Raw genomic sequence first — 24905 nt, forward strand, 5'->3', positions numbered from 1 at the left:
GGTCAGGTCATTCCTTGTTCTGCATATGCAAGGCGAGGCGGGTGATCGGATCGAGAATGATCTGCCGCAGTTTCGGGTGGGCAACGGTTTCTTCCAGTGCGCGGGTAAAGCAGAGCAGCCACTCGTCGCGCTCTTCCGGCCCGATCTCGGCGACGAAATGCCGGCGCCGCAGCATGGGATGGCCGCGCTTTTCCACATAGATCGGCGGACCACCGAGCCAACCGGTCAGATACTCGTAGAATTTTTCCTCGCTGCCGGAGAGATCCGCTGGATGAACCGCACGGCAGCGCGCCGCTTCGGGCAGCGTGTCCATCAATTCGTAAAAGCGACGGGTGAGCGCACGCACCGTCGGGTCGCCGCCGATCGCTTCGTAGAGTGTCGTCGTTTCCGGTTCTGCCATCGCCGTTTCCTTCGTCCCCGAAGTCCTAGCCCGCGAAGCCCTTACGGACAACGGCTTTCCATTCTCGTCTTTGCGGCGTTTCGGCGCGGTTCAACACATTGACCTTGACAAACCGTCCAGACGGTATCTTTATTGAGGCATGACAGAAGCCCATCGCCGCAAGAAGCAACCCGAACAGGTCCGCCAGCAATTGCTGGAGGTGGCCGCACGCCTTTCGCATGAGCAGGGCGTGGCTGGCATCACGCTCGACGCGGTGTCGCACGCGGCAGGCGTCAGCAAGGGCGGGCTGCTGCATCATTTCCCCAACAAGTCGGCGCTGCTCGATGGATTGTTCGACGATCTGATCGCCCGCTTCGATGCGGCGATCGAGGCGGCGATGGCTGACGATCCGGATGCACAGGGGCGCTTTACCCGCGCCTATGTCGATGTCTGCTCGAAGCTCGATCCGGAGACCGACGTTCCGGGCTGGCGCATGCTGACGATCGCGCTGATTGCCGAACCAAACCTGAAAATCCGCTGGCGCGAATGGGTCAACCGCCGTGCCGCGGAGTTTGCGGAAACCGATGGGTCGCCCAACTGCGTGCTCGCCCGTTTTGCCGCCGACGGCCTTTGGCTCGCCGACCTGATGCAGAGCCATGAACTCGATGCCGAAGCCCGTGCCGCATTGGCTGACAATCTCAAAGCGCTTTCGGCGCGATAGGCCGGACGGAGATCAAGATGAACCCCGCCATGCTCTATGCCGTCCTGGTCGTAGCGATCGTCTTCGAGGTGCTTGGCACCTCGGCGATGCAGGCCGCACAGCATTTTACCCGGCTGGTGCCGACCGCAACGATGGTTGTTTGCTACGCCGTCGCCTTCTTCTTTCTGTCCTATACGCTGCGCTACATTCCGGTCGGCATTGCTTACGCAGTCTGGAGCGGCCTCGGCATTGTTTTGATTTCGTTCGTCGGATACTTCGCCTTCGGCCAGAAGCTGGATCTCGCCGCCATGCTCGGGCTCGGGCTCATCATTGCCGGCGTCGTCGTCCTCAACGTCTTCTCGAAATCCACCTTCCACTGACGGCAGGAGAGGGCAAAAAGCTCTTGCAAAGGCGCAGCCGCCTCACTAGTTCTATAAATTGAAACCGCTTTCAATTTTAACAGCTGCGCATAAACGGGAGTTTGCCGATGCCAATCCGCACAGTCGTCTGGGGTGAGAACATCCATGAGCAGACCAATGAGGTCGTCAGAAGCATCTATCCGAACGGAATGCACAACACGATCGCGGCGGCGCTGAACACGGACGTTTCGATCGAGGCGTCGACGGCGACGCTGCAGGAGCCGGAACATGGCCTGACCGAGGAGCGGCTGGCCAAGACAGATGTGCTTCTGTGGTGGGGGCACAAGGATCATGGTGCGGTCAGTGACGAGGTGGTCGAGCGCGTGGCAAAACGCGTTTGGGAAGGCATGGGCCTGATCGTTCTGCATTCCGGCCACTTCTCCAAGATCTTCAAGCGGCTGATGGGCACGCCCTGTGCACTCAAGTGGCGCGAGGCCGGCGAGCGCGAGCGTCTCTGGGCGATCAATCCCCGCCACCCGATCGCCGAGGGGATCGGCGAGAACTTCGTTCTCGAGAACGAGGAGATGTATGGCGAGCAGTTTTCCGTGCCGGAACCGCTGGAGACAGTGTTCATCTCCTGGTTCGCCGGTGGCGAAGTGTTTCGTTCGGGCCTGACCTGGCGCCGTGGCGCCGGCAACATCTTCTATTTCCGCCCGGGCCACGAGACCTATCCGACCTACCATGACGCCAATGTCCAGAAGGTGCTGCGCAACTCGGTAAAATGGGCCTACAACGCCGACAATCGCTACACGGCGATCCATGATGCACCGAACGTGCCGGTCGAAAAGGCGCTGGAGCCGATCGTCGAGCGTGGGCCGAAGCTGCACCAGGCCGGCGAAGCGGGTTACAGGTGAGCGCCATGCGTCTTCTCGTTGTTGGAACCGGCGGCATGGCCAACAGCCATGCCGAAGCCTTCGCCCGGATCGAAGGTGTGGAAATGGTGGGGGCGGTCGACGTCGACCCCAAGCGCGCCAGCGGCTTTGCCGAGAGACACGGCATTGCCAATACATTCACGTCGCTGGACGAGGCGATCGCCTGGGGCAAGTTCGATGCGGCGGCGAACGTGACGCCCGACAAGGCGCATCACCCGACGACGCTGGCGCTTCTTGCCGCCGGCAAGCATGTGCTGTGCGAAAAACCGCTTGCGGAGAACTATGCCAAGGCTGCAGAAATGGCCGACGCAGCTGAACAATCCGGGCTGGTGACCATGGTCAACCTGACCTATCGCAACGTCGCGCCGCTGCAGAAGGCGAGGGCGATGGTGCTGGCCGGCGACATCGGCAAGCTGCGTCATCTCGAGGCCTCCTATCTGCAGAGTTGGCTGGTCTCAAAGGCATGGGGCGACTGGGCGACGGAATCGCAATGGCTCTGGCGGCTGTCCACGAAACACGGCTCGAACGGCGTTCTGGGCGATGTCGGCATCCATATTCTCGACTTTGCGGGCTACGGGGCCGGCACCGATGCCGAGCGGATCTTCGCGCGGCTGAAGACCTTCGACAAGGCGCCGGGAAACCGCATCGGCGAATATGACCTCGACGCCAATGACAGCTTCGTCATGACCGCCGAGTTCGGCAACGGCGCCATGGGCGTGATCCATGCCAGCCGCTGGGCGACCGGCCACCTCAACGAGTTGCGGCTGCGCCTTCATGGCGACAAGGGCGCGCTCGAGGTGGTGCATACACCTGACGGCTCGACGCTTCGCGCCTGCCTCGGCGTCGATGTCGAGACGGCGACCTGGCGCGATGTCGATGCCGGCACGGTGCCGACCAACTACCAGCATTTTGCGGCCGCCGTCAGCGAGCGCAAGACGGTCGAGCCCGGCTTCCGCCATGCGGCGAACCTGCAGAAGGTACTCGATCTGGCGATGGAGACAGAGGCCGAAAGGCGCGAACTCTCGGTCTGATGGAAAGTCTCAGCCGGCGGGCGGCGCGGTGGAGTTGCGCATGACCAGTTCCACCGGCCAGACCTCGCTGAGGTCGGCCGCCGGCGTGCCCTGAAGAAGATCCAGAACCATCTCGGCGATCCGCGTTCCCGCAGCGCGGATCGATGAGCGTGTGGTGGTGAGCGTCGGGATCAGGTTCTCGGGGCTCAGATAGGGAAAGACGTCGTCGTGGGCGATCAGCGAAATGTGTTCGCCGACCGTCAGGCCGGCACTGCGGATCGCCCGCATGGCACCGAGCGCCGACATCATCGAGCCCGCCAGCACCGCCGTCGGCCGGCTTTCCTGCGCCAGAAAACCCTGCATCAGGCGAAAGCCCATCTCATCGGTGAAATCGCCATTGCCAAGCAGATTGGGATCGATGTCGATGCCGCAGGCGCCAAGCGCCGCCGCGTAGCCATCTTGCCGATGTTCGGTAAAGGTATAGCCGCGATGCCCGTTGACCAGCGCGATGCGGCGATGACCGAGTGCGGTCAGCAGATCGGTCGCCTGGCGGATCGCGCCGAAATTGTCGATGTCGAGAAAGGCGAAATCGCCTGCCGCCTCGGTGCGCCCATGCAGCACGAAGGGCAGTCGCAGGTCGGAAAGCAAGGCGATGCGCGGATCGTCGACCGCAGGCGAATGCAGGATCACCGCATCGACGCGCTTGCTGGCGGCTAACCGGCGATAGGTCGCAAGCTCCGCTTCCCGCGTGTCGACGGTCGAAAGCAGGATATCGACGTCTGCCTGTTGCAGCCGGCTGCCGAGCCCACCCATGAATTCGCTGGTGTGCGGGCCGAAATCGCCGCCGCCGCGAAAGACGATGCCGATGGTGCCGACGCGTCCGGTCGCAAGCCCGAGCGCGCTGGTGTTTGGTCGGTAGCCAAGCTCGGCCGCCGCCTTCAGCACCCGCTCACGCGTTGCCTTCTTGACTTCCGGATAGCCGCTGAGCGCACGGCTGACCGTCGTTTGAGACAGCCCCAGCCGGCCTGCGAACTCCTTGAGATTCATTTCATTTTCTCGTTGACCCTAGAGATCATAGCCTGCCGGGCTTTGCCTGCGCAACAAGGTCTGACGTCAGGGGGTAACCGCCGAGCCGACGGTGTTTTCCATCGATTGCCCGAGGCGGCGAACCTGATTGTCGTAGTTGGCGCGGGTGCGCGGGTCGAAGATCATGATCGGTGTGGATACCGCGATGCTCGCAGCACTACCGACGGTCTGGGCGGTGCCGAGCGCCACCGCGCCGACGCGCTCTCCGAGACCGACATCGGAATCGGTCACCGTCTGCCCGGCGATCAGGCGGTTGCCGAGCAATTGCACGACCTCAGGGCTTTCGGCGAATTTTCCGTGGTTCAGTTTGTCGCCGCCTTTCAGCGCCGTCAGGTCGAGAACGGTGATGCCGGCCGTTTCCAGCTGGGTCCGATAGGGCTCGACCGTCGGGTCGATCTGCCCAAGCCGGTCGATATTGCCGGAGATCCGGCGCGAGAGGTTGAGCGCGCGGTCGTCGCGCGACACGAACAGCGTGAATTTCGGTCGCGCCTTGCCCATGGCCTGGATCTGCTTGCCGAAGACGTCGACGTCGAGGTCCGGGGACGCGAGAATGACATCGGTAATCTTCGGCGCAATGCGACCGTCGCGGATTGCCATCTGCCGCAGCGCTTCGACGGTGACCCACGATCCCATCGAGTGGGCCATGACGGTGATTTCGCCGACCTTCGGGTCGCGCGCTGCGCGGTGCAGCAGATCTTCCAGCGCATCGCGGGAATAGTTGGTGCTTTCCTTGTCGTAGTTATAGTCGAAGATGCTGGCGCGTGACGGCCAGGTGAAGATCACCGGCGCGACATCCGTTCCTGAATCGTGGACGATCTGGGCATAACGATAGACCGCGTCCTCATAGCGGTTGTTGAAACCGTGAACAAAGATCAGCACGCGCCGGCTTTTCGGCAGATTGCCCTTCAACCAGGACTGGGCATCATCCTTGCCCTTCAACGGCGTCACGCTGACCGTTGAAAACTCGCGTTCGGGATTGGCCGGCAGCTTCTTCGGCCATTGAACCTGGCCCACCACGCGGTTCTTGGCGGGCGGGATCGAGACGACGATTTCCGTCAGAGAGAGTTCGTCAGAGCGCTCACCGCTGAAAAGCACGCCCGGCTCAGTAGAAGGCGCACGGGTGGTGGCGACCAGCAGGTCGACTTCCGAAGCGCCGCCGGCTGTCCCGGACGGGACGAGCACACCGACGGGTCGGCTGGCGCAGGCTGCGAGAACGGATGCCAGGACCAGCATGGTGGCGACGCGGCTGATTTGGCCCGGTCGGCCAGCCAGAGAAAACAAACGCTGCAACAAAACCCCCAATGCCGCATCATGCGGCGCGCCGATCGTCATCGGGACCAGGCAATTCTCTTGCCCTAGAAATGGCAGAATTTCTGCCCTCCGGATAGCTTTTCGGCCTGTTCGCGCCCTTTCTGACGTCGCACGTGCGGCAAACATGCAACATTTCGCGACAGCCGGCCCTGGGTAAAACCCCTCGATATTCATTGAAAAGGTATCGGCCTTTCAATAGCATCCGACCAACCCTCCGCGGGTGCGGCGTCGAATGCCTCACCCGATCTCCCTGAAATCATGAGGAAATCCGGAATGCAGGCGGTTTTCGATGGCCATAATGACGTGCTTCTGCGGTTGTGGCAGAACGCGCGCAAGGGAAGTGACCCGGTTCGTGAGTTCGTCGACGGTACCGATCAGGGGCATATCGATGCGCCGCGTTCGAAGACCGGCGGTCTGGTCGGTGGCCTGTGTGCGATCTACGTGCCGTCCGGCGATCTGGTTCTGAAGGCCCCGGACGAGAATGGCCACTACGTCACGCCGCTCTCGGCACCGCTCGAGCATTTGCCGTCGCTTGGTGTCGCCATCGAGATGGCCGATATCGCCGTTCGTCTCGATCGGGCCGGTGCCTGGAAGCTCTGCCGGTCGACGGCAGAGATCCGCGAAGCCGTCGGGCAGGGCACTTTTGCATCCGTTCTGCACATGGAGGGCTGCGAAGCCATCGGTGCTGATCTGTCCGCACTTGAAACCTTCTATGCCGCCGGCCTGCGTTCGCTTGGGCCGGTCTGGAGCCGCCACAACGCGTTTGCGTACGGCGTGCCCTTTGCCTTCCCGATGTCGCCCGACACGGCGCCGGGCCTGACCGACGCCGGCTTCGAGCTGGTCAAGGCCTGCAACCGCCTCGGCATTCTCATCGATCTCGCCCATATCACCGAGAAGGGCTTCTGGGACGTCGCCAGGACGAGCGACCAGCCGCTGGTCGTCAGCCATTCGAACGCCCATGCGCTGACGGCGGTTGCGCGCAACCTCACCGACAAGCAGCTCGATGCCGTCAGCGAGAGCAAGGGCCTCGTTGGCCTGAACTATGCAACGACGATGCTGCGCGCCGATGCGCAGGAAAATGCCGCGACGCCGCTTTCCGACATGGTCCGCCACATCGACTATATGGTCGAGCGCATGGGGATCGATTGCGTCGGGCTCGGTTCGGACTTCGATGGTGCGACGATACCGGAAGACATCGCCGACGCGGCGGGCAGTCAGAAGCTCGTTGCCGCACTTAGGGGCGCTGGATATGGTGACGCCGAACTGGCAAAGATATGCCGGGAGAACTGGCTGAGAGTTCTGGGGCAGGCTTGGCACGAGGCCGCCTGATCCATGAAGAAGAGCCCCAAAAGGGCACAAACGAGGGAACTGCAAAAAATGATGCACAAGCTCAATGGACGTCTTCGTCTTCTGACCGCTTCGGCAGCGCTGGCCATGGTGATGGCAGCGACCGCACCGGCCTTTGCCGAAACGCCGAAGGACACGCTGGTCGAAGCCTTTGCAATCGACGACGTCATCACCATGGATCCGGGCGAAGCCTTCGAGCTGACCGCTGCCGAAATCACCGGCAACACCTACAGCATGCTGGTGCGCCTCGACATCAACGACACCACCAAGATTGTCGGTGACCTGGCAGACAGCTGGACGGTTTCCGACGATGGCCTGACCTACACGTTCAAGCTGAAGTCTGGCCTGAAGTTTGCCTCCGGCAACCCGGTCACCGCCGAGGATGTCGCCTGGTCGTTTGAACGCGCCGTCAAGCTCGACAAGAGCCCCGCCTTCATCCTCACACAGTTCGGCCTCAACGGCGATAACGTGACGGAAAAGGCCAAGGCCGCTGATGAAACGACCTTCGTCTTCACGGTCGATCAGCCCTACGCGCCGAGCTTCGTGCTCAACTGCCTGACGGCGACCGTTGCTGCCGTGCTCGACAAGAAGCTGGTGCTCGACAACGTCAAGCCGGTCACGCCGACGGACGACTACAAGTACGACAACGACTTCGGCAATGAGTGGTTGAAGACCGGCTATGCCGGTTCGGGTCCGTTCAAGCTGCGCGAATGGCGCGCCAACGAAGTCATCGTTCTCGAGCGCAACGACAACTACTATGGCGAACAGGCAAAGCTCGCCCGCGTCATCTATCGTCACATGAAGGAAAGCTCGGGCCAGCGCCTGGCGCTCGAAGCCGGCGACATCGACGTCGCGCGCAACCTGGAGCCGGGCGACCTGGACGCCGTTTCGAAGAATGCGGATCTCGGCACGACGAATGCTCCGAAGGGCACGGTCTATTACATCAGCCTCAACCAGAAGAACGCCAATCTCGCCAAGCCCGAGGTGCGCGAAGCCTTCAAGTATCTGGTCGACTACGATGCGATCGGCTCGACGATCATCAAGGGTATCGGCGAGATCCACCAGAGCTTCCTGCCGAAGGGCGTTTTGGGTGCCCTCGACGAGAACCCCTACAAGTTCGACGTCGCCAAGGCGAAGGAATTGCTGGCCAAGGCCGGCCTGACCGACGGCTTCACCGTCACCATGGACGTGCGCAACGGCCAACCGGTCACCGGCCTTGCCGAATCCTTCCAGCAGACGCTCGGCCAGGCCGGCGTGAAGCTGGAGATCATCCCCGGCGACGGCAAGCAGACGCTGACGAAGTATCGTGCCCGTAACCACGACATGTATATCGGTCAGTGGGGTATGGACTATTTCGACCCGAACTCGAACGCCGAAACCTTCACCAGCAACCCTGACAACTCCGACGAAGGCAAGAACAAGACGCTTGCCTGGCGCAATGCCTGGGACGTTCCGGAGCTGACGAAGAAGACCAAGGATGCCCTGCTCGAGCGCGACAGCGCCAAGCGTGCGGAAACCTACAAGGAACTGCAGAAGACGGTTCTCGGCGAAAGCCCGTTCGTGATCATCTTCCAGCAGACCGAAGTCGCCGGCTACCGCGGCAACGTCAAGGGCCTGAAGCTCGGCCCGAGCTTCGACACCAACTTCGTTGCTGGCATCTCGAAGGAATAACCCGAAAGGATAGTTCCCTTGAGCATGAGCGGAACAGAACGGATGGGCGGGCGCCGACGCGCCCGTCCGGCGAAGATCATGGGCGCCGTATTGCGCTTCCTCGTGATCGTCGTCACCACCTATCTCGGCCTTCTGGCCGTCACCTTCTTCATCGGCCGGGTGATCCCGATCGACCCGGTGCTCGCCGTCCTCGGCGACCGGGCGCCGTCGCATGTCGTCGAAAGGACGCGCGAGGCGATGGGGCTGAACCTGCCCCTCTATCAACAATTCTTCATCTATGTCCGCCAGGCGCTGACCGGCGACTTCGGGATTTCGGTCCTGACGACCAATCCCGTGATGACCGATATCCGCCGCGTCTTCCCGGCGACCATGGAGCTTGCGACGCTCGGCACCCTGATCGGCGCCGTCTTCGGCGTGCCGCTCGGCGTACTCGCGGCCGTCAAGCGCGGCAGCATCGCCGACCAGATCGTGCGCGTCATCGGCCTTGTCGGCTATTCCGTGCCGATCTTCTGGCTGGCGCTCCTGTCGCTGCTGGTTTTCTACGCCCGGCTGAAGTGGGTCGCCTATCCCGGCCGCATCGACATCGTCTTCGAATATACGTTTACGCCGATCACTGGCTTCTACCTGTTTGATGCCCTCTGGCAGTGGCAGTGGGACGTGCTCTGGGACGTCTTCCGCCACATCATCCTGCCGGCGTCGCTGCTCGGCTATTTCTCGCTCGCCTATATCAGCCGCATGACGCGCAGCTTCATGCTCAACGAGCTGCAGCAGGAATATATCGTTGCCGCCCGCGCCAAGGGGCTTTCGGAAACTCGCATCATCTGGGGCCATGCGCTGCGCAATGCCGCCGTGCCGCTCGTCACCGTGATCGCGCTTTCCTATGCCGGTCTGCTCGAAGGTTCGGTCCTGACCGAAACCGTCTTCGCCTGGCCGGGCCTTGGCCTCTACATCACCAACTCGCTGCAGAATGCCGACATGAATGCCGTTCTCGGTGGCACCATCGTCATCGGTTCGGTGTTCATCGGCATCAATCTCCTGTCCGACCTTCTCTATCGGACGCTTGACCCGAGGACGCGCCAGCGATGAGCACCGTCACTGAAACACGCCCAATGACACGCCGGGAATGGCTGCTGTCCGACCGGCCGCAGTCGCGCACGCAGGCGCGTCTCGGCCGCGCCTACATGACCTGGCGGCGCTTTTCCGGCAACAAGCTGGCCGTGCTCGGCCTGTTGATCCTCCTGGCGCTGGTGTTCGTGGCGGCCTTTGCCGGCGTGCTCGCGCCACATTCGCCCTATATCGGCGATCTTGCCAATGCCCGCCTGCTGCCGCCCGGCAGCGAGGGCCATCTGCTCGGCACCGACGATCTCGGGCGAGACATTCTCTCCCGGCTGATCCACGGCTCGCGGCTGACGCTTGCGGTGGTGTTGCTGGTTGCGATCATCGCCGCGCCCGTCGGCCTTATCGTCGGCGCGGTCGCTGGCTATGCCGGCGGATGGGTCGACGCGGTGCTGATGCGGATCACCGACATCTTCCTCGCCTTTCCGAAGCTGGTTCTGGCGCTTGCATTCGTCGCAGCGCTCGGCCCGGGCATCGAGAATGCCGTCATCGCCATCGCCATTACCTCCTGGCCGCCCTATGCGCGCATTGCCAGGGCGGAAACGCTGACGGTGCGCAATTCCGACTACATCGCCGCCGTGCAATTGATGGGCGCTTCGCCGGCGCGCATCGTCTTCCGGCATGTGATGCCGATGTGCATGTCGTCGTTGATCGTGCGCGTCACGCTCGACATGGCGGGCATCATCCTGACGGCCGCCGGTCTCGGCTTCCTCGGCCTTGGCGCACAGCCGCCTCTGCCGGAATGGGGTGCGATGATCGCCTCCGGTCGCCGCTTCATCCTCGATCAGTGGTGGGTTGCGACCATGCCCGGCGTCGCGATCCTGATCGTCAGCCTCGGCTTCAACCTGCTTGGTGACGGCCTGCGCGACGCGCTCGACCCGCGGGAGAGCGGACAATGAAGCCGCTTTTGACCGTTGACGACCTCAAGGTTTCGTTTCCGACCCGCACCGGGCTGATCGAAGCCGTTCGCGGGGTCTCCTTCACGCTCGGCCGCGAGCGCCTGGGCATTGTCGGCGAGAGTGGTTCCGGCAAGTCGCAAACCGGGCGGGCTATCATGGGACTGACGCCGGCGCATGCGCAGGTAACAGCCAAGACGCTTTCCTTCGAAGGCATCGACCTGCTTTCTGCTTCGCCGAGAGTGCGGCGGGACCTGAGGGGAAAGCGGATCGCGATGATCCTGCAGGACCCGAAATACTCGCTGAACCCCGTCATGAGCATCGGGCGGCAGATCGTCGAAACGCTCAAGCGGCATGAGAGCGTCAGTCGCTCAGAAGCGCGCGAGCGGGCGCTCGACATGCTGGCGGCGGTACAGATCCGCGACCCCAAGCGCGTCTACGATCTCTATCCGCACGAAGTTTCAGGCGGAATGGGGCAGCGCGCGATGATCGCGATGATGCTGGTGGCGGGCCCGGAGCTTCTGATCGCCGACGAACCGACGTCGGCGCTCGATGTGACGGTTCAACTCGAGGTGCTGTCGATCCTCGACAAGCTGGTCGCAGACCGCGGCATGGGTCTGATCTTCGTTTCGCACGACCTGCGGCTGGTGTCGTCGTTCTGCGACCGCGTTATCGTCATGTATGCCGGCAAGATCGTCGAAGAGCTTGCCGCTTCAGACCTTGCCAATGCCCGCCATCCCTATACCCAGGGCCTGTTGAACTGCATGCCGGCGATCGGTTCCGATCGCCATCCCCTGCCGGTTCTTGATCGCAAACCGGAGTGGGCACTATGACGACCGCCACCGTAACCGTCGAAAATCTTGTCGTCACCTATGACGAGTTCAAGGCGCTGGACGATGTCAGCATCGATGTCGCACCCGGCGAATCCTTCGGGCTCGTCGGCGAGTCCGGCTCTGGCAAGTCGACCTTGCTTCGGGCGGTCGCCGGTCTTGCGCCGGTGACATCGGGCAAGATCCGTGTGCATGACCGGGTTCTGACCGGCAATCGTCGCGACAAGGCATTTTATCGCGATGTGCAGATGGTGTTCCAGGACCCCTATGGTTCGCTGCATCCGCGCCAGACGATCGACCGGCAGTTGCTCGAACCTCTCGCGATTCACGGCGTTGCCGATGGCGAGCGGCGCATTCTCAAGGCGCTCGATGAGGTCGGCCTCGGCTCGGGTTTTCGCTTCCGCTACCCGCACCAGCTATCCGGCGGCCAGCGCCAGCGCATCGCGATTGCCCGGGCACTGATCCTCGAGCCGTCGATCCTGCTTCTCGACGAGCCGACTTCGGCGCTCGATGCGTCGGTGCAGGCGGAGGTCCTGAACCTGCTCGAACAGGTCCGGCGCGACCGCAAGCTCACCTTCATCATGGTCAGCCACGACCTCGGCGTCGTCACCCATATGTGTGATCGCCTGGCGGTGATGCAGAACGGGCGGGTGGTCGAGCGGCTGTCCTCGGCGGATCTCGTGGCGGGGCGGATCGGCGAAGAGTACACGCGCAATCTTATGATTGCGAGCAAGGGCTTCCAGCGCAAGGGTGCTGCCGCCTGACGTTGAGGATCCGGTCGTCGAGTTGAAACAGGCTCGACGGCCGAGAAATCCGCGTTCGTTGCGAGAGGTGCGCGGGCGCCGCCGGTCGCTCAGGCCCGAGGCCAGAGGGTTTGCGGTCTAGATGGAGCCGCCCCCGACCGCTTCGGTTTGATGCATTTCCGAAAAACCACCCTGCACCGTTTCTGGAACTGCCTTAGCTGTTTTCTTCCCAGGTCGAGGTGGAGTTGGTGATCACCTTGCGGATGTTGCGCTGCTCGCGCCATTCCCGTCCCATGTCGCGGATGACGGGCTTTGCTTCCGGCGAGAAGATGTAGTTGCGGTATCCGGCGACATAGGCTTCCATGGCCGGGTTGACGCCCGAATAGAACTGCTTTTCCGGATCGCGCGTAAGGTCCATCAGCCCCGCACAATGACGCGCGAAACTGCCGCGCAGGATCGACGGCGACGTGGTGAACTTCGGGAAGGTCCGAAACAGCGGGATCTTGATGCCGAGCAGCCGGGCATACTCGTTGCGCTGATGGAAATGGCCCTTGCGGGCGATATCCCAGTTCTGGTCGGCGGTGTGAAACGACACCTGCATGATCGAGGGATCGGCAAAGGGGGCGAGCAGTTCCTCGCCCATGTCTCTGAGCGAAATCCAGTCGTCTTCCAGATGGAAGACATAATCCGACGTGCTTGCCGACCACACTCTCGCGACCGCAGCACAAAAACCCGGTTGCTCCGGCTCGAAAATCACTGCATCGGGGAAACGGCCGCGAACGATCTCGACGCAGGCGGCATGGTCTTCCGGGGAGCCGAAGACCGGATCGAGATTAAGATACGCCGACCCCATAGCCAGATGGCTCAGCACCTTCCCACGAAAGCTGGCAAGGGTTTGGGCAAGCAATTCGGGGCGTCTGGTGGCGACGATGCAAAGGTCAATCCGGGGCATTGCTCTTCCTGCTTGTTGCGGCGGCTTGCTGCCTGCCTTTCGCGCGATAGCTCCCGGCGGCGGAGTTCTCGGGAGGTTCCAAGGCGCTGGTAGGGCGTGCCACAACGGCCACAGTATCGCTGCCAATGAAGGTCTTCGCTTAGACCAAGCCACGATTTTGCGCAATTGCGGAGCCCCAGACTTCCATGCGATATCATCGAAGGTTCGGCTGTGCCGGTGATGCCTTGTAAGGGTCAACTTGCCGTCGCGTACGGCGGGCGCCGTTTCTGAGGACGATCGTGCGGGCCGCGCCCCAACGCTGTGCACTCAATCCGTCCTGAAGCGGATAACATGAATCCGGCGATACCCGGGTTGGGACTGCGGTGACGGATTGACAAATTCGCGCCAATTGGCACAGAAACCTTATGAAACGTGATGATTAAGTGACCAAGGGATGATCGATAAAGTGAAGGATACTGAGCTCGAGATTGTCGTGGTCAATCTGGAACGTTCTGTTGAGCGACGCCAGAACATGGTGCGTCTGCTTGAACCACTGGGATTGCCCTACAGCTTTTTCGATGCGGTCGACGGGCGCAAGGAGCGGCATTCGTCTTTTGACCATTTTGACGAGCGTCTTGCTGAAGTTCGCAGAGGGTTCATTCTCAACGCAGGTGAACTTGGGTGCTTCGCCAGCCACTATCTCCTTTGGGAGCGAAGCGTGCGAGAGAACAAACCGCTTCTCATCTTTGAAGATGATGTTGTTCTCAACGACAAATTTGTAGAAGCCTATCATTTCGCCGCCCGCAAGATCGAGCGCTATGGACTCTTGCGTTTTTCCGGGCACAAGCGTCGCCATTGGGCGACGTGCGAGCGCCTGGACCACTCGATGCGCATTGTCCGGTTCGAGCGCGGACCGCACGGGACGTCATGCTATGCGGTGTCGCCGAAGGCTGCGTCCAAGCTGTTGGCCAAGGCCGCGATCTGGTTCGAGCCCGTCGATTGCCACTTGGACCGGTTCTGGACCCATGGGGTCGGCTCCTACGGTATTTCGCCGTTGCCTGTCACTCATGCGGCAGAAACGGCCGAGCAATCGGAGATTTGGCAAGGGGGCCAGCGTGAGAAGAAGTCGCGGCGTTTCCGGCGATTGCGGGCGATTTACCGCGCTCGTGACGATATCGGTCGCTTCCTGAGCAATCTGCCATATGTGGGGCGATGGAAAGAGCCGAACGAGGCGTGACGGCCCTTGGCGAGACCGGTCAGAACCTGCTGAAGCAACCCAACAATCGAAGGTAAACTCTTGATAATTACGCGTATCCTTGGTGGTCTCGGCAACCAGATGTTTCAGTATGCGGCTGGCCGGTCGCTCGCGTCTGCAAGCGGACAAACGCTGAAGCTGGATCTGACGGAAATGCAAAGCTACAAGACTTGGGCTTTTGGGTTGGAGCAGTTTGCGATTCAAGCGGAGAGCGCTCGCGCGGAAGAAGTGCCGGCGAGGCCGGGCAAGGGGCTTTTCAACAAGGTGAAGTCGCGGCTGCTGCCCACGGCACCGGCCTGCATCGTCGCCAAGGAGCGAGCCAATACTTTCGACGCGACGATCCTCGACTTGCGTGGCCCAGTGCACCTCCAAGGGTATTGGCAGACCGAGAAGTACTTTGCTTCGGTGGCAGGTGTCGTTCGTCAGGAGTTCCAGCTCAAGGCGCCGTTCAGCGCCTCGAGGCACGAGGTCTTGCAGCAGGTGCGCGCTGCCGATGCGCCCATCTCCGTCCATGTTCGCCGCGGTGACTATGTCAGCAATCCCTCGGCCAACGCCGTTCACGGGACCTGCGAACCGGAGTGGTATGCCGAGGCGATGCGCCAGATGGCTGCGCGTTTGGACAACCCGTCCTTTTTTGTGTTTTCCGATGATCCGGCCTGGGCGCGCGCCAACTTGCCGTCCTCGGCGTCCATGGTCGTTGTGGAGCCTCAGGCTGATGGCAAGGACGGCGAGGACATGCACCTGATGGCGGCGTGCCGGGCACACATTATCGCCAACAGCACATTCAGTTGGTGGGGGGCGTGGCTCAATCCGAGAGCGGACAAGCACGTGATCGCGCCGACACAGTGGTTCCGCTCAAGGGAGCACGACGCAAGCGATATCCTGCCTTCCACGTGGCAACGCTTGTAAGTGCCGCAACCCGAGAAGCCGCGGGTGGCGCTGGACAGCGAGCCAGACTGCGGGTGGTATAGAGAACTTTCTGTTAAGAGCGGCCGCCGGCGACGATTTTTCCGGAGATAAGCTCTGGAAAATCCTGTTTAGCATACCGAATAAAATCGGCGGGAGCGCACGTTGTTTTTCCTCGATAGGCAAGAGGCTCTGGATTAGGCTATGTCAACTGCGAATGAGCAATCAAGGAAAAGGCAAAATTTCTTTGCCAGGAAGTACGGAAAGATCTCCCGGAAGATTAAGGGCTTCTATCGAGTATGGGTGCTGGGGGATGTCTTTCCAAGAGAAGTGCGCCGATGGTTTAAAGACAAAGGCGATGAGACGCTTCGTCTCCAATACGATCTAGGTCCCGATTCTGTCGTCTTCGACGTCGGCGGCTACAAGGGCGATTTTGCCGAGAGAATATCCGGCATATATGGGTGTTACGTCTACATCTTCGAGCCCAGCAAAGATTTCTACGAGATCTGCTTGAATAGATTTCAAGGCAATGAGAAAATTCGCTGTTTCAACTTCGGATTGAGCGACGTTGACGGCTCCTTTATCCTTTCTGATGACGCTGACGGCTCATCCGTGAAGCAGGACAATACGGATGGACAGGGGACCGTTGTGCGTGTTCGCCGTTTCTCCGACGTAGTCCGTGAACTCGATGTCAAAAAGATCGACCTGATCAAGATCAATATAGAGGGTGGCGAGTACGATCTTCTTCCTCATATTATTGAGGAAGGGCTTGTTGGCAATATAGGCAATATTCAAGTCCAGTTTCATACCTTCATCAAGGATGCGAAGCGTATGAGGGCAAGAATAATCAAGATGCTGGAAAGCACGCATAAATGCGATTGGTGCTACGTGTTCGTGTGGGAAAATTGGAGTTTGAAGTAGCAGGAAGCTTGCGCGCTCTCCGGGTAGCGTCGGTGGTGCGATCATCCGGTTTCTCGGCAATCATGGGCCTGAGTGCCGCCGGTGCAGAAGCATCAACGCTTGATGCCGGAAGCTGATGTGCCTAGCCTCCGGTGACCCACTTGACAAGCTTCCGTGTTTTTTGGCGGATTCGCTTCGATAGCCGGGCGTGGTTTGGATCGAAGGCTCTTTCCCACCGCAGCCCTGCGGCTGAAGGCGGCCTGCTTCTGTCTTGATGTTTCAGCTGTCTGGCCAGCTTTGCCAGGATGGCAAAGAGGTTGTGATCATAAAGGACCCGCCGGCGGGCTGCCTCGAGTTCCGGCAGGGCGGTTTCTGCAAGATCAGACTCGATGACCGCCTTGATCGTGCGAATTGCGTTGCTGAAATCGTAAATATCGATCTGGGTGAGGGCGCCCGGAGAGAAGTACTGCTCAATGTTGGGGCAGCCGTGATAGATCGGATAAGTGAGCGTCAGGAATGGGTCTGCCAGCTTTTCTGTCCAATAATCAGCGTAGCTACAGTTCTCCAGCGCAATATGATAGCGATAATCGGACAAGACTTCGTTCTTGTCGCCAAATCCATTGATGTTCCGACCGAAGACATCAATTTCGGCGCCAAAATAATCCTTCAGCTTCTTTACAAAATTCAGTCGTTCCCGGTGTTCCTGTGTGAATGCCTTGTTTGATGCAACGACGGACACCAGTTTCGTCTTGGGCGGGTGGAAGTTCTCGAATTCGGTAAAACCAAGGGGCGTGTCTAGGAGTTCGCCGCTGTGGCTCCATGCACCGACATGCCAAGGCAGCCCAACCTGGCTGAAAATCGTCTGTGGGTGAGTGGTGGCTTTGTCTGTCGTCAGAACGCTGTCGAACTGCGACAAAAAGCCGGGCAAGTAGGATTTTACGTTTGCCGGCTCCGAAGCCACGAATACGGCTAGCCGCGGGTTCAGCCTGCCGGATAGATCTTCGGGGATCCCGTCGAATACGAATACGACATCACAGGATTCAAGATCGCCGGCGAATTGGAACAGAACATCATCCCATACAGGAACAGGTTGAGGAAATTGTCTAATCCAGTGCCACGTCGGAATGTTTGAAACGAATCCGGCTTTTATCAAGAGAGAAACCCTCGCATATAGGCGGAGGCGCGCGGCAGGTGGTCTGCTGCCGGCACCGCTCGCATTGGGGCCAGTCGAATGAACTGGTTCCCGTCATGAGCGCGGCAAGGGGCAAGAGCCCCGCGCTGTCGCTACTTCCAATTCGTCCTATCGAAGACCGAGCGCAGCAGTTCGAACTCCTGCTCAAGCGGGTAGTGGTGGTTGCCGATGAAGAAGCCGGATTTGTCGACCGTATCGGCGTTGACCAGGTCGCCGGCAATGGAATAGTCAAACCACTTCAGAACTTCGTTCTTGGCAAAATTACCCGCCACGATTGGCCGGACATCGACCTGTGCCTCGGTGAGCAACTGGAGCATGCTTTCCCGCGTCACGCCCGAGTCGGGTTCGACAATCAGGCTGAAGCCAAACCAACTGCTTTCGCCTACTTCGCGCTGGACCCGCAGGAACGGATAGTCGCGCACCAACCTGAGGAATTTTTCGGCGTTTTTCCGGCGCTCTTCGACGATACTGGGCAGCTTGCGAAGCTGGGCCAATCCCAGCGCGCCGCTCATTTCCAGGGGGCGCAGATTGTAGCCGGGAAGCACGAACCGGAACGACTCCGTAAACGGGTCAGCGCTTTTCTCGGTCGTCACCCGGTTTACTTTCGGCAGGTTCCTTGTCCAGCCGTGGGCGCGCAAGGACAACATGACATGGAACAGTTCCTCGTCGTCGGTCACGACAAGCCCACCTTCCATAGTGGATATGTGATGGCTGAAGAAGGAACTGAAGGACCCCATCAGTCCGAAAGTGCCGGCCTGCTTGCCTTCATACAAAGCGCCCATCGACTCGCAATTGTCTTCGATGAGGGTGATGTCGCGATCGCCGATAATGGCCTTGATGCGGGCAAAATCATTGGGATTGCCGAGCAGGTTCACGGCCATGATCGCTTTTGTATCCGGCGTTATTGCCTGAGACAATTGCTCGAGGTCGTAGTTCAGTGTCTGTGCGTCGATGTCCACAAAACGGAGCTTCAGCCCATACTGATGAAGCGGGTAGTAGGTCGTGCTCCACGACACTGCAGGAACAATGACTTCCGCCCCCGGTAGCAGAGGCGACGCCGAGCGATACCGCAGCGCGGCGATCATCAGGAGGTTGGCGGAGGAACCGGAGTTGACCATGACGCAATACTTGCTGCCGACATAGTCTGCAAAGGCTCTCTCGAACTGCGAAACCTTCTCGCCCATCGTAAACATGCCAGACTTTATCACTGTCTGGAGGGCTTCATATTCTTCTTCATCCCAAGTGGAATTGGCTAACGGATAAGGCATATCAGGCTTCCATTGAAAGGTAGTATTCGTAGGTTTCGCGGATACCGTCGCGAAGCGTCGTGCGTGGCGCCCACCCCAGCATTGTCTGTTTTGTCACGTCCAGCAGCTTGCGTTTCATTCCGACCGGTTTTGAGATGTCATGCGCAAAGGTGCCGTCATAGCCGATAACATCCGCGGCAACCTGGTAGTATTCGTTCACAGTAAAATCGTCGCCCAGGCCGATGTTCAGCAAACTCGGCATGGAATCGAAGTTGGCGATGGCGAAGACGATCGCATCCGCGAGATCTCCAGCGAACATGAATTCGCGCCGTGCCGACCCATCCCCCCAAATCTCGACTGATTTCTCGCCGCGCAGCTTGGCGACATGCAGCTTGTGAATGATCGCGGGTATGAGATGCGAAACGCCCGGATCGAATTTGTCAAATGGGCCATACAAATTGCAAGGTATTATCGTCTTGTAGTTGTATTGCGGAGTCTCTCTCGTCACGTATTCGCATAAGCGCGCAACGGCGCATTTGGCCAGAGCGTATCCTTCATTCGTCGGCTCGAGCGTCCCGCTCAGAACCTGGTCCTCTCGCAACGGGTCTTCGCTGTTTCGAGGATACATGCAAGAGCTCCCTAAATTGAGCAACCGCGCCACTCCGGCCGATCGGGCCGCAAGGACGATGTTGTTTCCCATGATCCAGTTGTCGGAGAGGAACCGCACCGGGTGGTTGATGTTGGCATGGATGCCGCCGACGACGCCTGCGGCATGTATCACCAGATCGGGGCTCAATTGCTTCAGGACATTCTGTGTTTGGTCAAAGTCCAGCAGGTCAAGCTCGCCTCGGCCAGGGGCGGCAATGTCGATCCCGACATTGCGACACAGCGATACGAGGTTGCGCCCAACCATACCGCCTCCACCTGTGAGCAGAATTTTCGTCACTCTCGTATCTCGCTTTGCAGTTCGTGCAGGGGCACAGCAGGGTTACTGGCTTTCCATTTCGCGGAGGTCGTGTTCCACCATCTCCCTGACGAGATCTCTGACGCCGATCTCATGCGACCAGCCCAGTTTCTCCAGGGCCTTGGATGGATCGCCGATCAACAGGTCGACCTCGGTTGGCCGGAAATAGCGTGGATCCACTTCGACGAGCACCTGGCCGGTCGCATCATCGATTCCTGTTTCCTCCACACCGCTGCCTTGCCAGCGCAGGTTGATGCCAACATCGGCGAAAGCCCATTCGACGAACGTCCGCACCTCGGTGGTTTTCCCCGTGGCGAGCACGTAGTCGTCGGCCTTGTCCTGTTGCAGCATAAGCCACATTCCACGAACATACTCGCGCGCGTGGCCCCAGTCTCGTTTGGCGTCGAGATTGCCGAGGTAGAGTTTGTCTTGTTTGCCGAGCTTAATGGCCGCGGCCGCGCGGGTTATCTTCCTCGTAACAAAGGTCTCTCCGCGCAACGGGCTTTCGTGGTTGAAGAGAATCCCGTTCGAAGCGTGCATTCCGTATGCTTCGCGATAGTTTACGACAATCCAGTAAGCGTAGAGCTTTGCGGCGGCATAGGGGCTTCGGGGATAGAACGGCGTTGTTTCGCGCTGAGGGACTTCCTGGACCAGGCCATAGAGTTCGGACGTCGATGCCTGGTAGAACCGTGCCTTGTCGGTCAGCCCCAGGATGCGAATGGCTTCCAGCAACCGCAAAGTGCCGAGGGCATCCGAATTAGCGGTGTATTCCGGCGTTTCGAACGAGACCTGAACATGGCTTTGTGCGGCCAGGTTGTAAATTTCGTCCGGCTGAGTTTCCTGCATGATCCGAATGAGGTTTGTGGCATCCGTCATGTCGCCATAATGCAGGAAGAAGCGCGCATTCTTCTCGTGAGGATCCTGGTAGATATGGTCGATCCTGCCGGTATTGAAAGACGAAGACCGCCGTTTGATGCCGTGTACGATGTAACCCTTGTCCAGCAGGAATTGTGCAAGGTAGGCGCCATCCTGTCCCGTCACGCCAGTGACGAGGGCGACCTTAGATTTCTCAGCCATACGAACTTGTCCCATGGTTAGCTATAAACTTATGCCAGCGAATTAGAGCCACGCGGAACGGCGCCGTTTCTGTCGTTCGAATCTCGACCGTCAAATCTGCACACTCCACACGTCGCAGGCTGTATATGAAAACAACGGCTCAATAAACCATTTGGCTGCAGCTCTACCAGCCTTCTCGTAACTTCGACCCGGCACGTTATAGATGACGAAGAAGAAATGATGAAGTTAGCACGCAGGCCGGCCCTCACGCGTCGCCCAGATGTCGGCGCGCGACGAGGCGTTCCCTCTTTTGTGAAGCTAACGCTAAAATAGCGATTGCTGTCTGGTCCGCTGCATTATGCTATCCTCCCGTGCTGACAATCGAGTTGGTCGGCGAAGGCGATGGAGATGCAGCGCAAGCTGGTTGCGATCATGGTGGCGGATTTCGTCGGGTCGACTGCGGCGATGGAAGCCCATGAGGAAGAGGCTGTGGAATGCGTCTCCGCGTGCCTGAGGGCGGTGGGCGACACGGTCGCGCGCCACGATGGCCGGGTTTTTAACACCGCCGGCGATGCGGTGCTTGCGGAGTTCACGAGCCCGGTCAACGCTCTTCGCGCGGCCATGGAGGCGCGCAGCTCGCTGGCGGCTATCCCCGATGCCACGCCGAACGACATGCGCTTCGGGCTGCATCTCGCCGATGTGCTTGCCGTCGGCGACGACCTCCGGGGAAATGGTGTCAATCTTGCCGCCCGGCTGCAATCGAGCGCTGCCGCCGGCGAGATCGAGGTGTCCGAGGCACTGTATGAGCAGGTCCGCAGGGTCTCGCCCTGCGCCTTCGAAGAGATCGGCGAGCGTCGGTTCAAGGGTGTCACCGAACCGATGCGTGTCTACCGGGTCGGGACGACGATCGACAGGCATCGGTTTCTCTCGGCGCCAACGCGCGAGGCGCCGCCGGCCTCAATGCGTCCGAACTCGGTGATCGTCACGCCCTTCGTTGCCTTCGCGGCCGGACAGGAGGACCAGTCGTTCCTGACCGAAGGGTTGACCGATGACCTCACATTGGAACTCGGCCGGCTGAAGGGCCTGTTCGTCAGTTCGCGGTCTGCCTCCGTGGTGCTTTCCATCCGCGATCCAGTCGAGGTGGGCAGGGCGCTTGGTGTGCGTTATGTCGTTTCGGGCTCCGTGCGCAAGCTGGGCGGCCTCGTGCGCCTCAACGTGTCGCTGTGCGAGACCGCCCACGGGCATGTCGTCTGGTCCGACCGGATCGAGCGGCCGTTCGAGGAGTTGCTTGCCGTCATCGACGAGGTAACCGCCCGCATCGCCGCGACGGTGGCGGGGCGGATAGAGCAGGCGGAACTGGTCGCCGCGCGGCTGAAGCGGCCGGAAAACATGTCGGCCTACGAATATTACCTGCTTGGCCTCGACCACCATCGCCTGATCGGCGTCGCCGATCGGCACATCGGTGAAGCCATGCGCTGGTTCGAGCGCTCCATGGATGCGGACCCGACCTTCGGGCGGCCGGTCGCCATGCATGTGTGCGCCTGGAGCAACCTGCCGGATTTCGACCTTTCGGCCGGTGAGCGGCAGGTCGCGCACGCACTCGACCTCGATCCAACCGACCCGGACTCCCATCGCATCATGGGTGCGATCAAGTGCATGGAGGGGGACTTCGGGGCGTCACGGCATCACCATGAGCGGGCGATGGAGCTTGCGCCCAACGATGCCTATATCGCCGGCCGTTGTGCGGCCTTCTACACCTATGCGAACGAGGCGGAACGGGCGCTCGAGCTGCTCGACCGGGCCGAGATGCTGGATCCGTTCCTGCCGGTTTGGATCGTGGAGGAGCGCGTCGCCTCGCTTTATGTGCTCGGCCGGCACGACGAGCTTTTTGCCGTGGCGCGGGCGCTGCCTTATCAGACCCGGCGCACGCTGATCTATCGGATCGCCGCGCGGATGGCGCGCGGCGATACCGATCGGGCCCGGCAACTGGTGGCGCAGATCCAGGCTCTCGATCCGAAGCTTTCGGCCGGCTACATCCGCACCCAGGAGTTCTTTAAGGATCGGGCGATCACCGAAGCGCTCATCGACAGCGTGCATGCCGCAGGCTTGCCGCTCGTCTGACAGTTGCCGTCGGGAAACGGGGCTTTTGCCGTTTCGCATCCGTCGAAAACCTTGGCGCCGTGCCACCGCGCGCCGCGCTGGTCGGCGCCAGCGGCTTTCAGCTAGCGCGCGCCAAAGCCACGGCATCGGCTCCGGCCGGGAAATGCAGCTGTTCCGACAGATCGTTGGCAGCGTGCCAGATTGTTTCCGCAACGTCCGTCTCCCTGGTGATCAGAGCCGGGTTGGCGAAAGCGGCGAAGATCGGCTGCGCGAACGCAGCATAGGTCTCCGGGATCAGGTCTTCGATGCGCACGCCGGTGTTCTGCGAAAACCGCGTGCTCGGAGCGTAGCCGGGCTCGACCAGTTTGGCGCGCACGCCGAAGGCGCGAAGCTCGTGGGCGAGCGACCCTGTGAACCCCTCGATCGCCGTCTTGCTCGCGGTATAGGCGGCCGCCAGCGGCATGGCGGCGAGCGTCACGCTGGAGGTGACGTTGACCACGACGCCCGACCGCCTGCCGCGCAACTGCGGGATCACCGCCTGCGTCATCGCCATGACGCCGAACGTGTTGGTCTCGAAGATCTTGCGCACGTGCGACATCGGCGTTGCCTCGAAGGCGCCGACCACGCCGATGCCGGCATTGTTGACGAGCGCATCGATCGGACCGCTTGCCTCCAGGGCCGCCGAAATGCTTTCGGGATCGGTCACATCCAGTTGCACGACGCGCATGCGCTCCGATCGGGGCAGAATATCCTCGCGCGGCGTGCGCATGGTCGCCACCACGTTCCAGCCCTTGGCGTGAAAAAGCCGGGCCGTTTCGAGGCCGTAGCCCGAGGAGCAGCCGGTGATCAATACGGTTTTCATGACGATTTCCTTGTTGGTTTCAATGACGCCATGCTACCGAATGAAATCCGGACGATATATAATTGAAAGTCCGCATTTGATTTGTGGTAGTCCGGAAATGATCGATCCGCTCTCTGAAATCATCACGCTGCTGCGACCACGTGCCGTGTTTACGAAAAGCATCAGCGGTGCCGGCCGCTGGGGCGTGCGCTATTCCGACTTCGGCCATCCCGGCTTCTGCACCGTTCTCGAAGGGGCCTGCCGTCTGGCAGTCGACGGTCAGGCCCCGCTGGCACTGGAAGCGGGGGACTTCGTCCTCTTGCCGACAACGCCCGGCTTCACAATGTCGGGCTTCGAGCCCGTCACCCCGACATTCATCGATCCCAAGGCACCGCCGGTACCGGGCGACGAAGTTCGCCACGGCGATCCCGATGGCCCGGCGAGTGTGCGGCTGCTCGGTGGCTACTTCGTCTTTGAAACGGAGGATGCCGGATTGCTGGTGTCGCTGCTGCCAGCGCAGGTGCATGTGCGCGGCGCCGAACGGCTTTTGATCCTGGTTCGGCTGTTGACAGAAGAGGCGACTGAGCAGCGCCCCGGCCGCGATCTGGTGCTTCAGCGCTTCGTCGAAGTGCTGCTCATTGAGGCGCTGCGGCTGACCCAGCGGCCGGACGCCCCGCCGGGCTTGCTGCGCGGGCTCGCCGATCCGCGGCTGGCGGAAGCGATAAGGGCGATGCACGGCAACCCGGCGCGGTCCTGGACAGTGGCCGAGCTGGCGAAAGCGGCCGGGCTTTCCCGCTCCGCTTTGTTCGAAAGGTTCACGCGCAACGTCGGCCTGCCGCCGATGGAATACCTGCTCGCCTGGCGCATGGCGATGGCAAAGGACCTGCTGCGCAGCCACAACGTCGAGATCGCCGATGTCGCCGAACGGGTCGGTTACGGCTCGGCCAGCACCTTCAGCACCGCCTTCAGCCGGCACGTGGGCCAGGCGCCGGGGCGGTACGCGCGGGCAGTGGCGGTGGTGGAGGGTTAGGGGCAGGCGTGTTGCGCTGCCCCTCAGGGGTCGATGGACAAGCGATAGGTCCTGTCGACCATCGCCACGATGATCTCGTAGAGTTCGTCCCGCGCCTGCTCGG

24 protein-coding genes are annotated in these 24905 nt (G+C 60.8%); 15 read left to right on the top strand and 9 right to left on the bottom strand.

Annotation, left to right across the window (positions count from 1 at the left end; translation table 11 throughout):
• Positions 1–7: 7 nt before the first annotated feature.
• On the bottom strand, positions 8–400 hold the full coding sequence (locus tag BC360_RS14335; RefSeq protein ID WP_065783086.1) for a group II truncated hemoglobin: 393 nt from the start codon (positions 398–400) through the stop codon (positions 8–10).
• Between the two features lie 139 nt (positions 401–539).
• Here BC360_RS14335 and BC360_RS14340 point away from each other — a divergent pair, with 139 nt between their 5' ends.
• The 4 genes from BC360_RS14340 (at position 540) to BC360_RS14355 (ending at position 3401) form a co-directional block, all read left to right on the top strand.
• Positions 540–1100, top strand: a complete 561-nt coding sequence (locus BC360_RS14340) for a TetR/AcrR family transcriptional regulator (RefSeq protein WP_065783085.1) — start codon at positions 540–542, stop codon at positions 1098–1100.
• A gap of 17 nt (positions 1101–1117) precedes the next feature.
• A complete protein-coding gene (locus tag BC360_RS14345) occupies positions 1118–1459 on the top strand; it encodes a DMT family transporter (protein WP_065795653.1) in 342 nt (113 codons plus the stop codon).
• 107 nt (positions 1460–1566) lie between these two features.
• A complete protein-coding gene (locus BC360_RS14350) occupies positions 1567–2352 on the top strand; it encodes a ThuA domain-containing protein (protein WP_065783084.1) in 786 nt (261 codons plus the stop codon).
• Positions 2353–2357: 5 nt separating this feature from the next.
• Positions 2358–3401: a Gfo/Idh/MocA family protein gene (locus tag BC360_RS14355; protein WP_065795654.1), complete on the top strand. Its 1044-nt coding sequence runs from the start codon at positions 2358–2360 to the stop codon at positions 3399–3401.
• A gap of 9 nt (positions 3402–3410) precedes the next feature.
• On the opposite strand, the gene BC360_RS14360 is transcribed toward BC360_RS14355, so the two are convergent.
• Both BC360_RS14360 and BC360_RS14365 read right to left on the bottom strand, forming a co-directional pair.
• Complete coding sequence (locus BC360_RS14360; protein WP_065783082.1) at positions 3411–4427, bottom strand: substrate-binding domain-containing protein; 1017 nt, start codon at positions 4425–4427, stop codon at positions 3411–3413.
• A gap of 66 nt (positions 4428–4493) precedes the next feature.
• On the bottom strand, positions 4494–5699 hold the full coding sequence (locus tag BC360_RS14365; RefSeq protein WP_065783146.1) for an alpha/beta hydrolase: 1206 nt from the start codon (positions 5697–5699) through the stop codon (positions 4494–4496).
• 351 nt (positions 5700–6050) lie between these two features.
• Between BC360_RS14365 and BC360_RS14370 the strand changes: the two genes are divergently transcribed.
• The 6 genes from BC360_RS14370 to BC360_RS14395 are packed head-to-tail and all read left to right on the top strand — an operon-like array spanning position 6051 to position 12401.
• Positions 6051–7106 (top strand): dipeptidase, encoded by a 1056-nt coding sequence (locus BC360_RS14370; protein WP_065795655.1) that lies wholly within the window; start codon positions 6051–6053, stop codon positions 7104–7106.
• A 48-nt stretch (positions 7107–7154) separates the two neighbouring features.
• Positions 7155–8795, top strand: a complete 1641-nt coding sequence (locus BC360_RS14375) for an ABC transporter substrate-binding protein (protein ID WP_065783080.1) — start codon at positions 7155–7157, stop codon at positions 8793–8795.
• Positions 8796–8837: 42 nt separating this feature from the next.
• Positions 8838–9881 (top strand): ABC transporter permease, encoded by a 1044-nt coding sequence (locus tag BC360_RS14380; RefSeq protein WP_065795656.1) that lies wholly within the window; start codon positions 8838–8840, stop codon positions 9879–9881.
• Positions 9878–10810: a nickel transporter permease gene (nikC, locus tag BC360_RS14385; protein ID WP_065795657.1), complete on the top strand. Its 933-nt coding sequence runs from the start codon at positions 9878–9880 to the stop codon at positions 10808–10810. The genes BC360_RS14380 and nikC overlap by 4 nt, the downstream gene beginning before the upstream one ends.
• Entirely contained in the window at positions 10807–11640 is an 834-nt protein-coding gene (locus BC360_RS14390; protein WP_065795658.1) for an ABC transporter ATP-binding protein, read from the top strand. Before nikC ends, BC360_RS14390 begins: the two co-directional genes overlap by 4 nt.
• On the top strand, positions 11637–12401 hold the full coding sequence (locus BC360_RS14395) for an ABC transporter ATP-binding protein (protein WP_065795659.1): 765 nt from the start codon (positions 11637–11639) through the stop codon (positions 12399–12401). Before BC360_RS14390 ends, BC360_RS14395 begins: the two co-directional genes overlap by 4 nt.
• A gap of 193 nt (positions 12402–12594) precedes the next feature.
• Here the strand turns inward: BC360_RS14395 and BC360_RS14400 are convergent, their stop codons facing one another.
• The gene (locus BC360_RS14400; RefSeq protein ID WP_065795660.1) at positions 12595–13332 is read right to left on the bottom strand and encodes a glycosyltransferase family 2 protein; all 738 of its coding nucleotides are present in this window, start codon (positions 13330–13332) and stop codon (positions 12595–12597) included.
• A gap of 433 nt (positions 13333–13765) precedes the next feature.
• Here BC360_RS14400 and BC360_RS14405 point away from each other — a divergent pair, with 433 nt between their 5' ends.
• From BC360_RS14405 to BC360_RS14415, 3 genes are all read left to right on the top strand, one after another.
• Positions 13766–14548, top strand: a complete 783-nt coding sequence (locus BC360_RS14405) for a glycosyltransferase family 25 protein (RefSeq protein WP_065795661.1) — start codon at positions 13766–13768, stop codon at positions 14546–14548.
• Positions 14549–14608: 60 nt separating this feature from the next.
• Positions 14609–15475 carry an alpha-1,2-fucosyltransferase gene (locus BC360_RS14410; protein ID WP_065795662.1) on the top strand — a complete coding sequence of 289 codons (867 nt, stop codon included), beginning with the start codon at positions 14609–14611 and terminating at the stop codon, positions 15473–15475.
• Between the two features lie 201 nt (positions 15476–15676).
• The gene (locus BC360_RS14415; protein WP_065795663.1) at positions 15677–16393 is read left to right on the top strand and encodes an FkbM family methyltransferase; all 717 of its coding nucleotides are present in this window, start codon (positions 15677–15679) and stop codon (positions 16391–16393) included.
• Positions 16394–16514: 121 nt separating this feature from the next.
• On the opposite strand, the gene BC360_RS14420 is transcribed toward BC360_RS14415, so the two are convergent.
• The 4 genes from BC360_RS14420 to gmd form a co-directional block, all read right to left on the bottom strand.
• Complete coding sequence (locus BC360_RS14420) at positions 16515–17525, bottom strand: glycosyltransferase family 10 domain-containing protein (RefSeq protein ID WP_083222554.1); 1011 nt, start codon at positions 17523–17525, stop codon at positions 16515–16517.
• Positions 17526–17656: 131 nt separating this feature from the next.
• Complete coding sequence (locus BC360_RS14425) at positions 17657–18832, bottom strand: DegT/DnrJ/EryC1/StrS family aminotransferase (RefSeq protein WP_065795665.1); 1176 nt, start codon at positions 18830–18832, stop codon at positions 17657–17659.
• A 1-nt stretch (position 18833) separates the two neighbouring features.
• Entirely contained in the window at positions 18834–19757 is a 924-nt protein-coding gene (locus tag BC360_RS14430; RefSeq protein ID WP_083222555.1) for a GDP-L-fucose synthase family protein, read from the bottom strand.
• A gap of 42 nt (positions 19758–19799) precedes the next feature.
• The gene (gene gmd / locus BC360_RS14435; protein ID WP_065795667.1) at positions 19800–20852 is read right to left on the bottom strand and encodes a GDP-mannose 4,6-dehydratase; all 1053 of its coding nucleotides are present in this window, start codon (positions 20850–20852) and stop codon (positions 19800–19802) included.
• A gap of 381 nt (positions 20853–21233) precedes the next feature.
• On the opposite strand from gmd, the gene BC360_RS14440 reads away from it, so the two are divergent.
• Positions 21234–22952, top strand: a complete 1719-nt coding sequence (locus BC360_RS14440; protein WP_244512731.1) for an adenylate/guanylate cyclase domain-containing protein — start codon at positions 21234–21236, stop codon at positions 22950–22952.
• Between the two features lie 97 nt (positions 22953–23049).
• Here BC360_RS14440 and BC360_RS14445 read toward each other — a convergent pair whose 3' ends face one another.
• Positions 23050–23793 carry an SDR family oxidoreductase gene (locus BC360_RS14445; RefSeq protein ID WP_065795668.1) on the bottom strand — a complete coding sequence of 248 codons (744 nt, stop codon included), beginning with the start codon at positions 23791–23793 and terminating at the stop codon, positions 23050–23052.
• Positions 23794–23890: 97 nt separating this feature from the next.
• Between BC360_RS14445 and BC360_RS14450 the strand changes: the two genes are divergently transcribed.
• Positions 23891–24802 (top strand): AraC family transcriptional regulator, encoded by a 912-nt coding sequence (locus tag BC360_RS14450; RefSeq protein WP_065795669.1) that lies wholly within the window; start codon positions 23891–23893, stop codon positions 24800–24802.
• Positions 24803–24905: the final 103 nt, after the last annotated feature.

The organism is Ensifer sp. LC163 (genome assembly GCF_001695855.1).
Taxonomy (GTDB): domain Bacteria; phylum Pseudomonadota; class Alphaproteobacteria; order Rhizobiales; family Rhizobiaceae; genus Ensifer.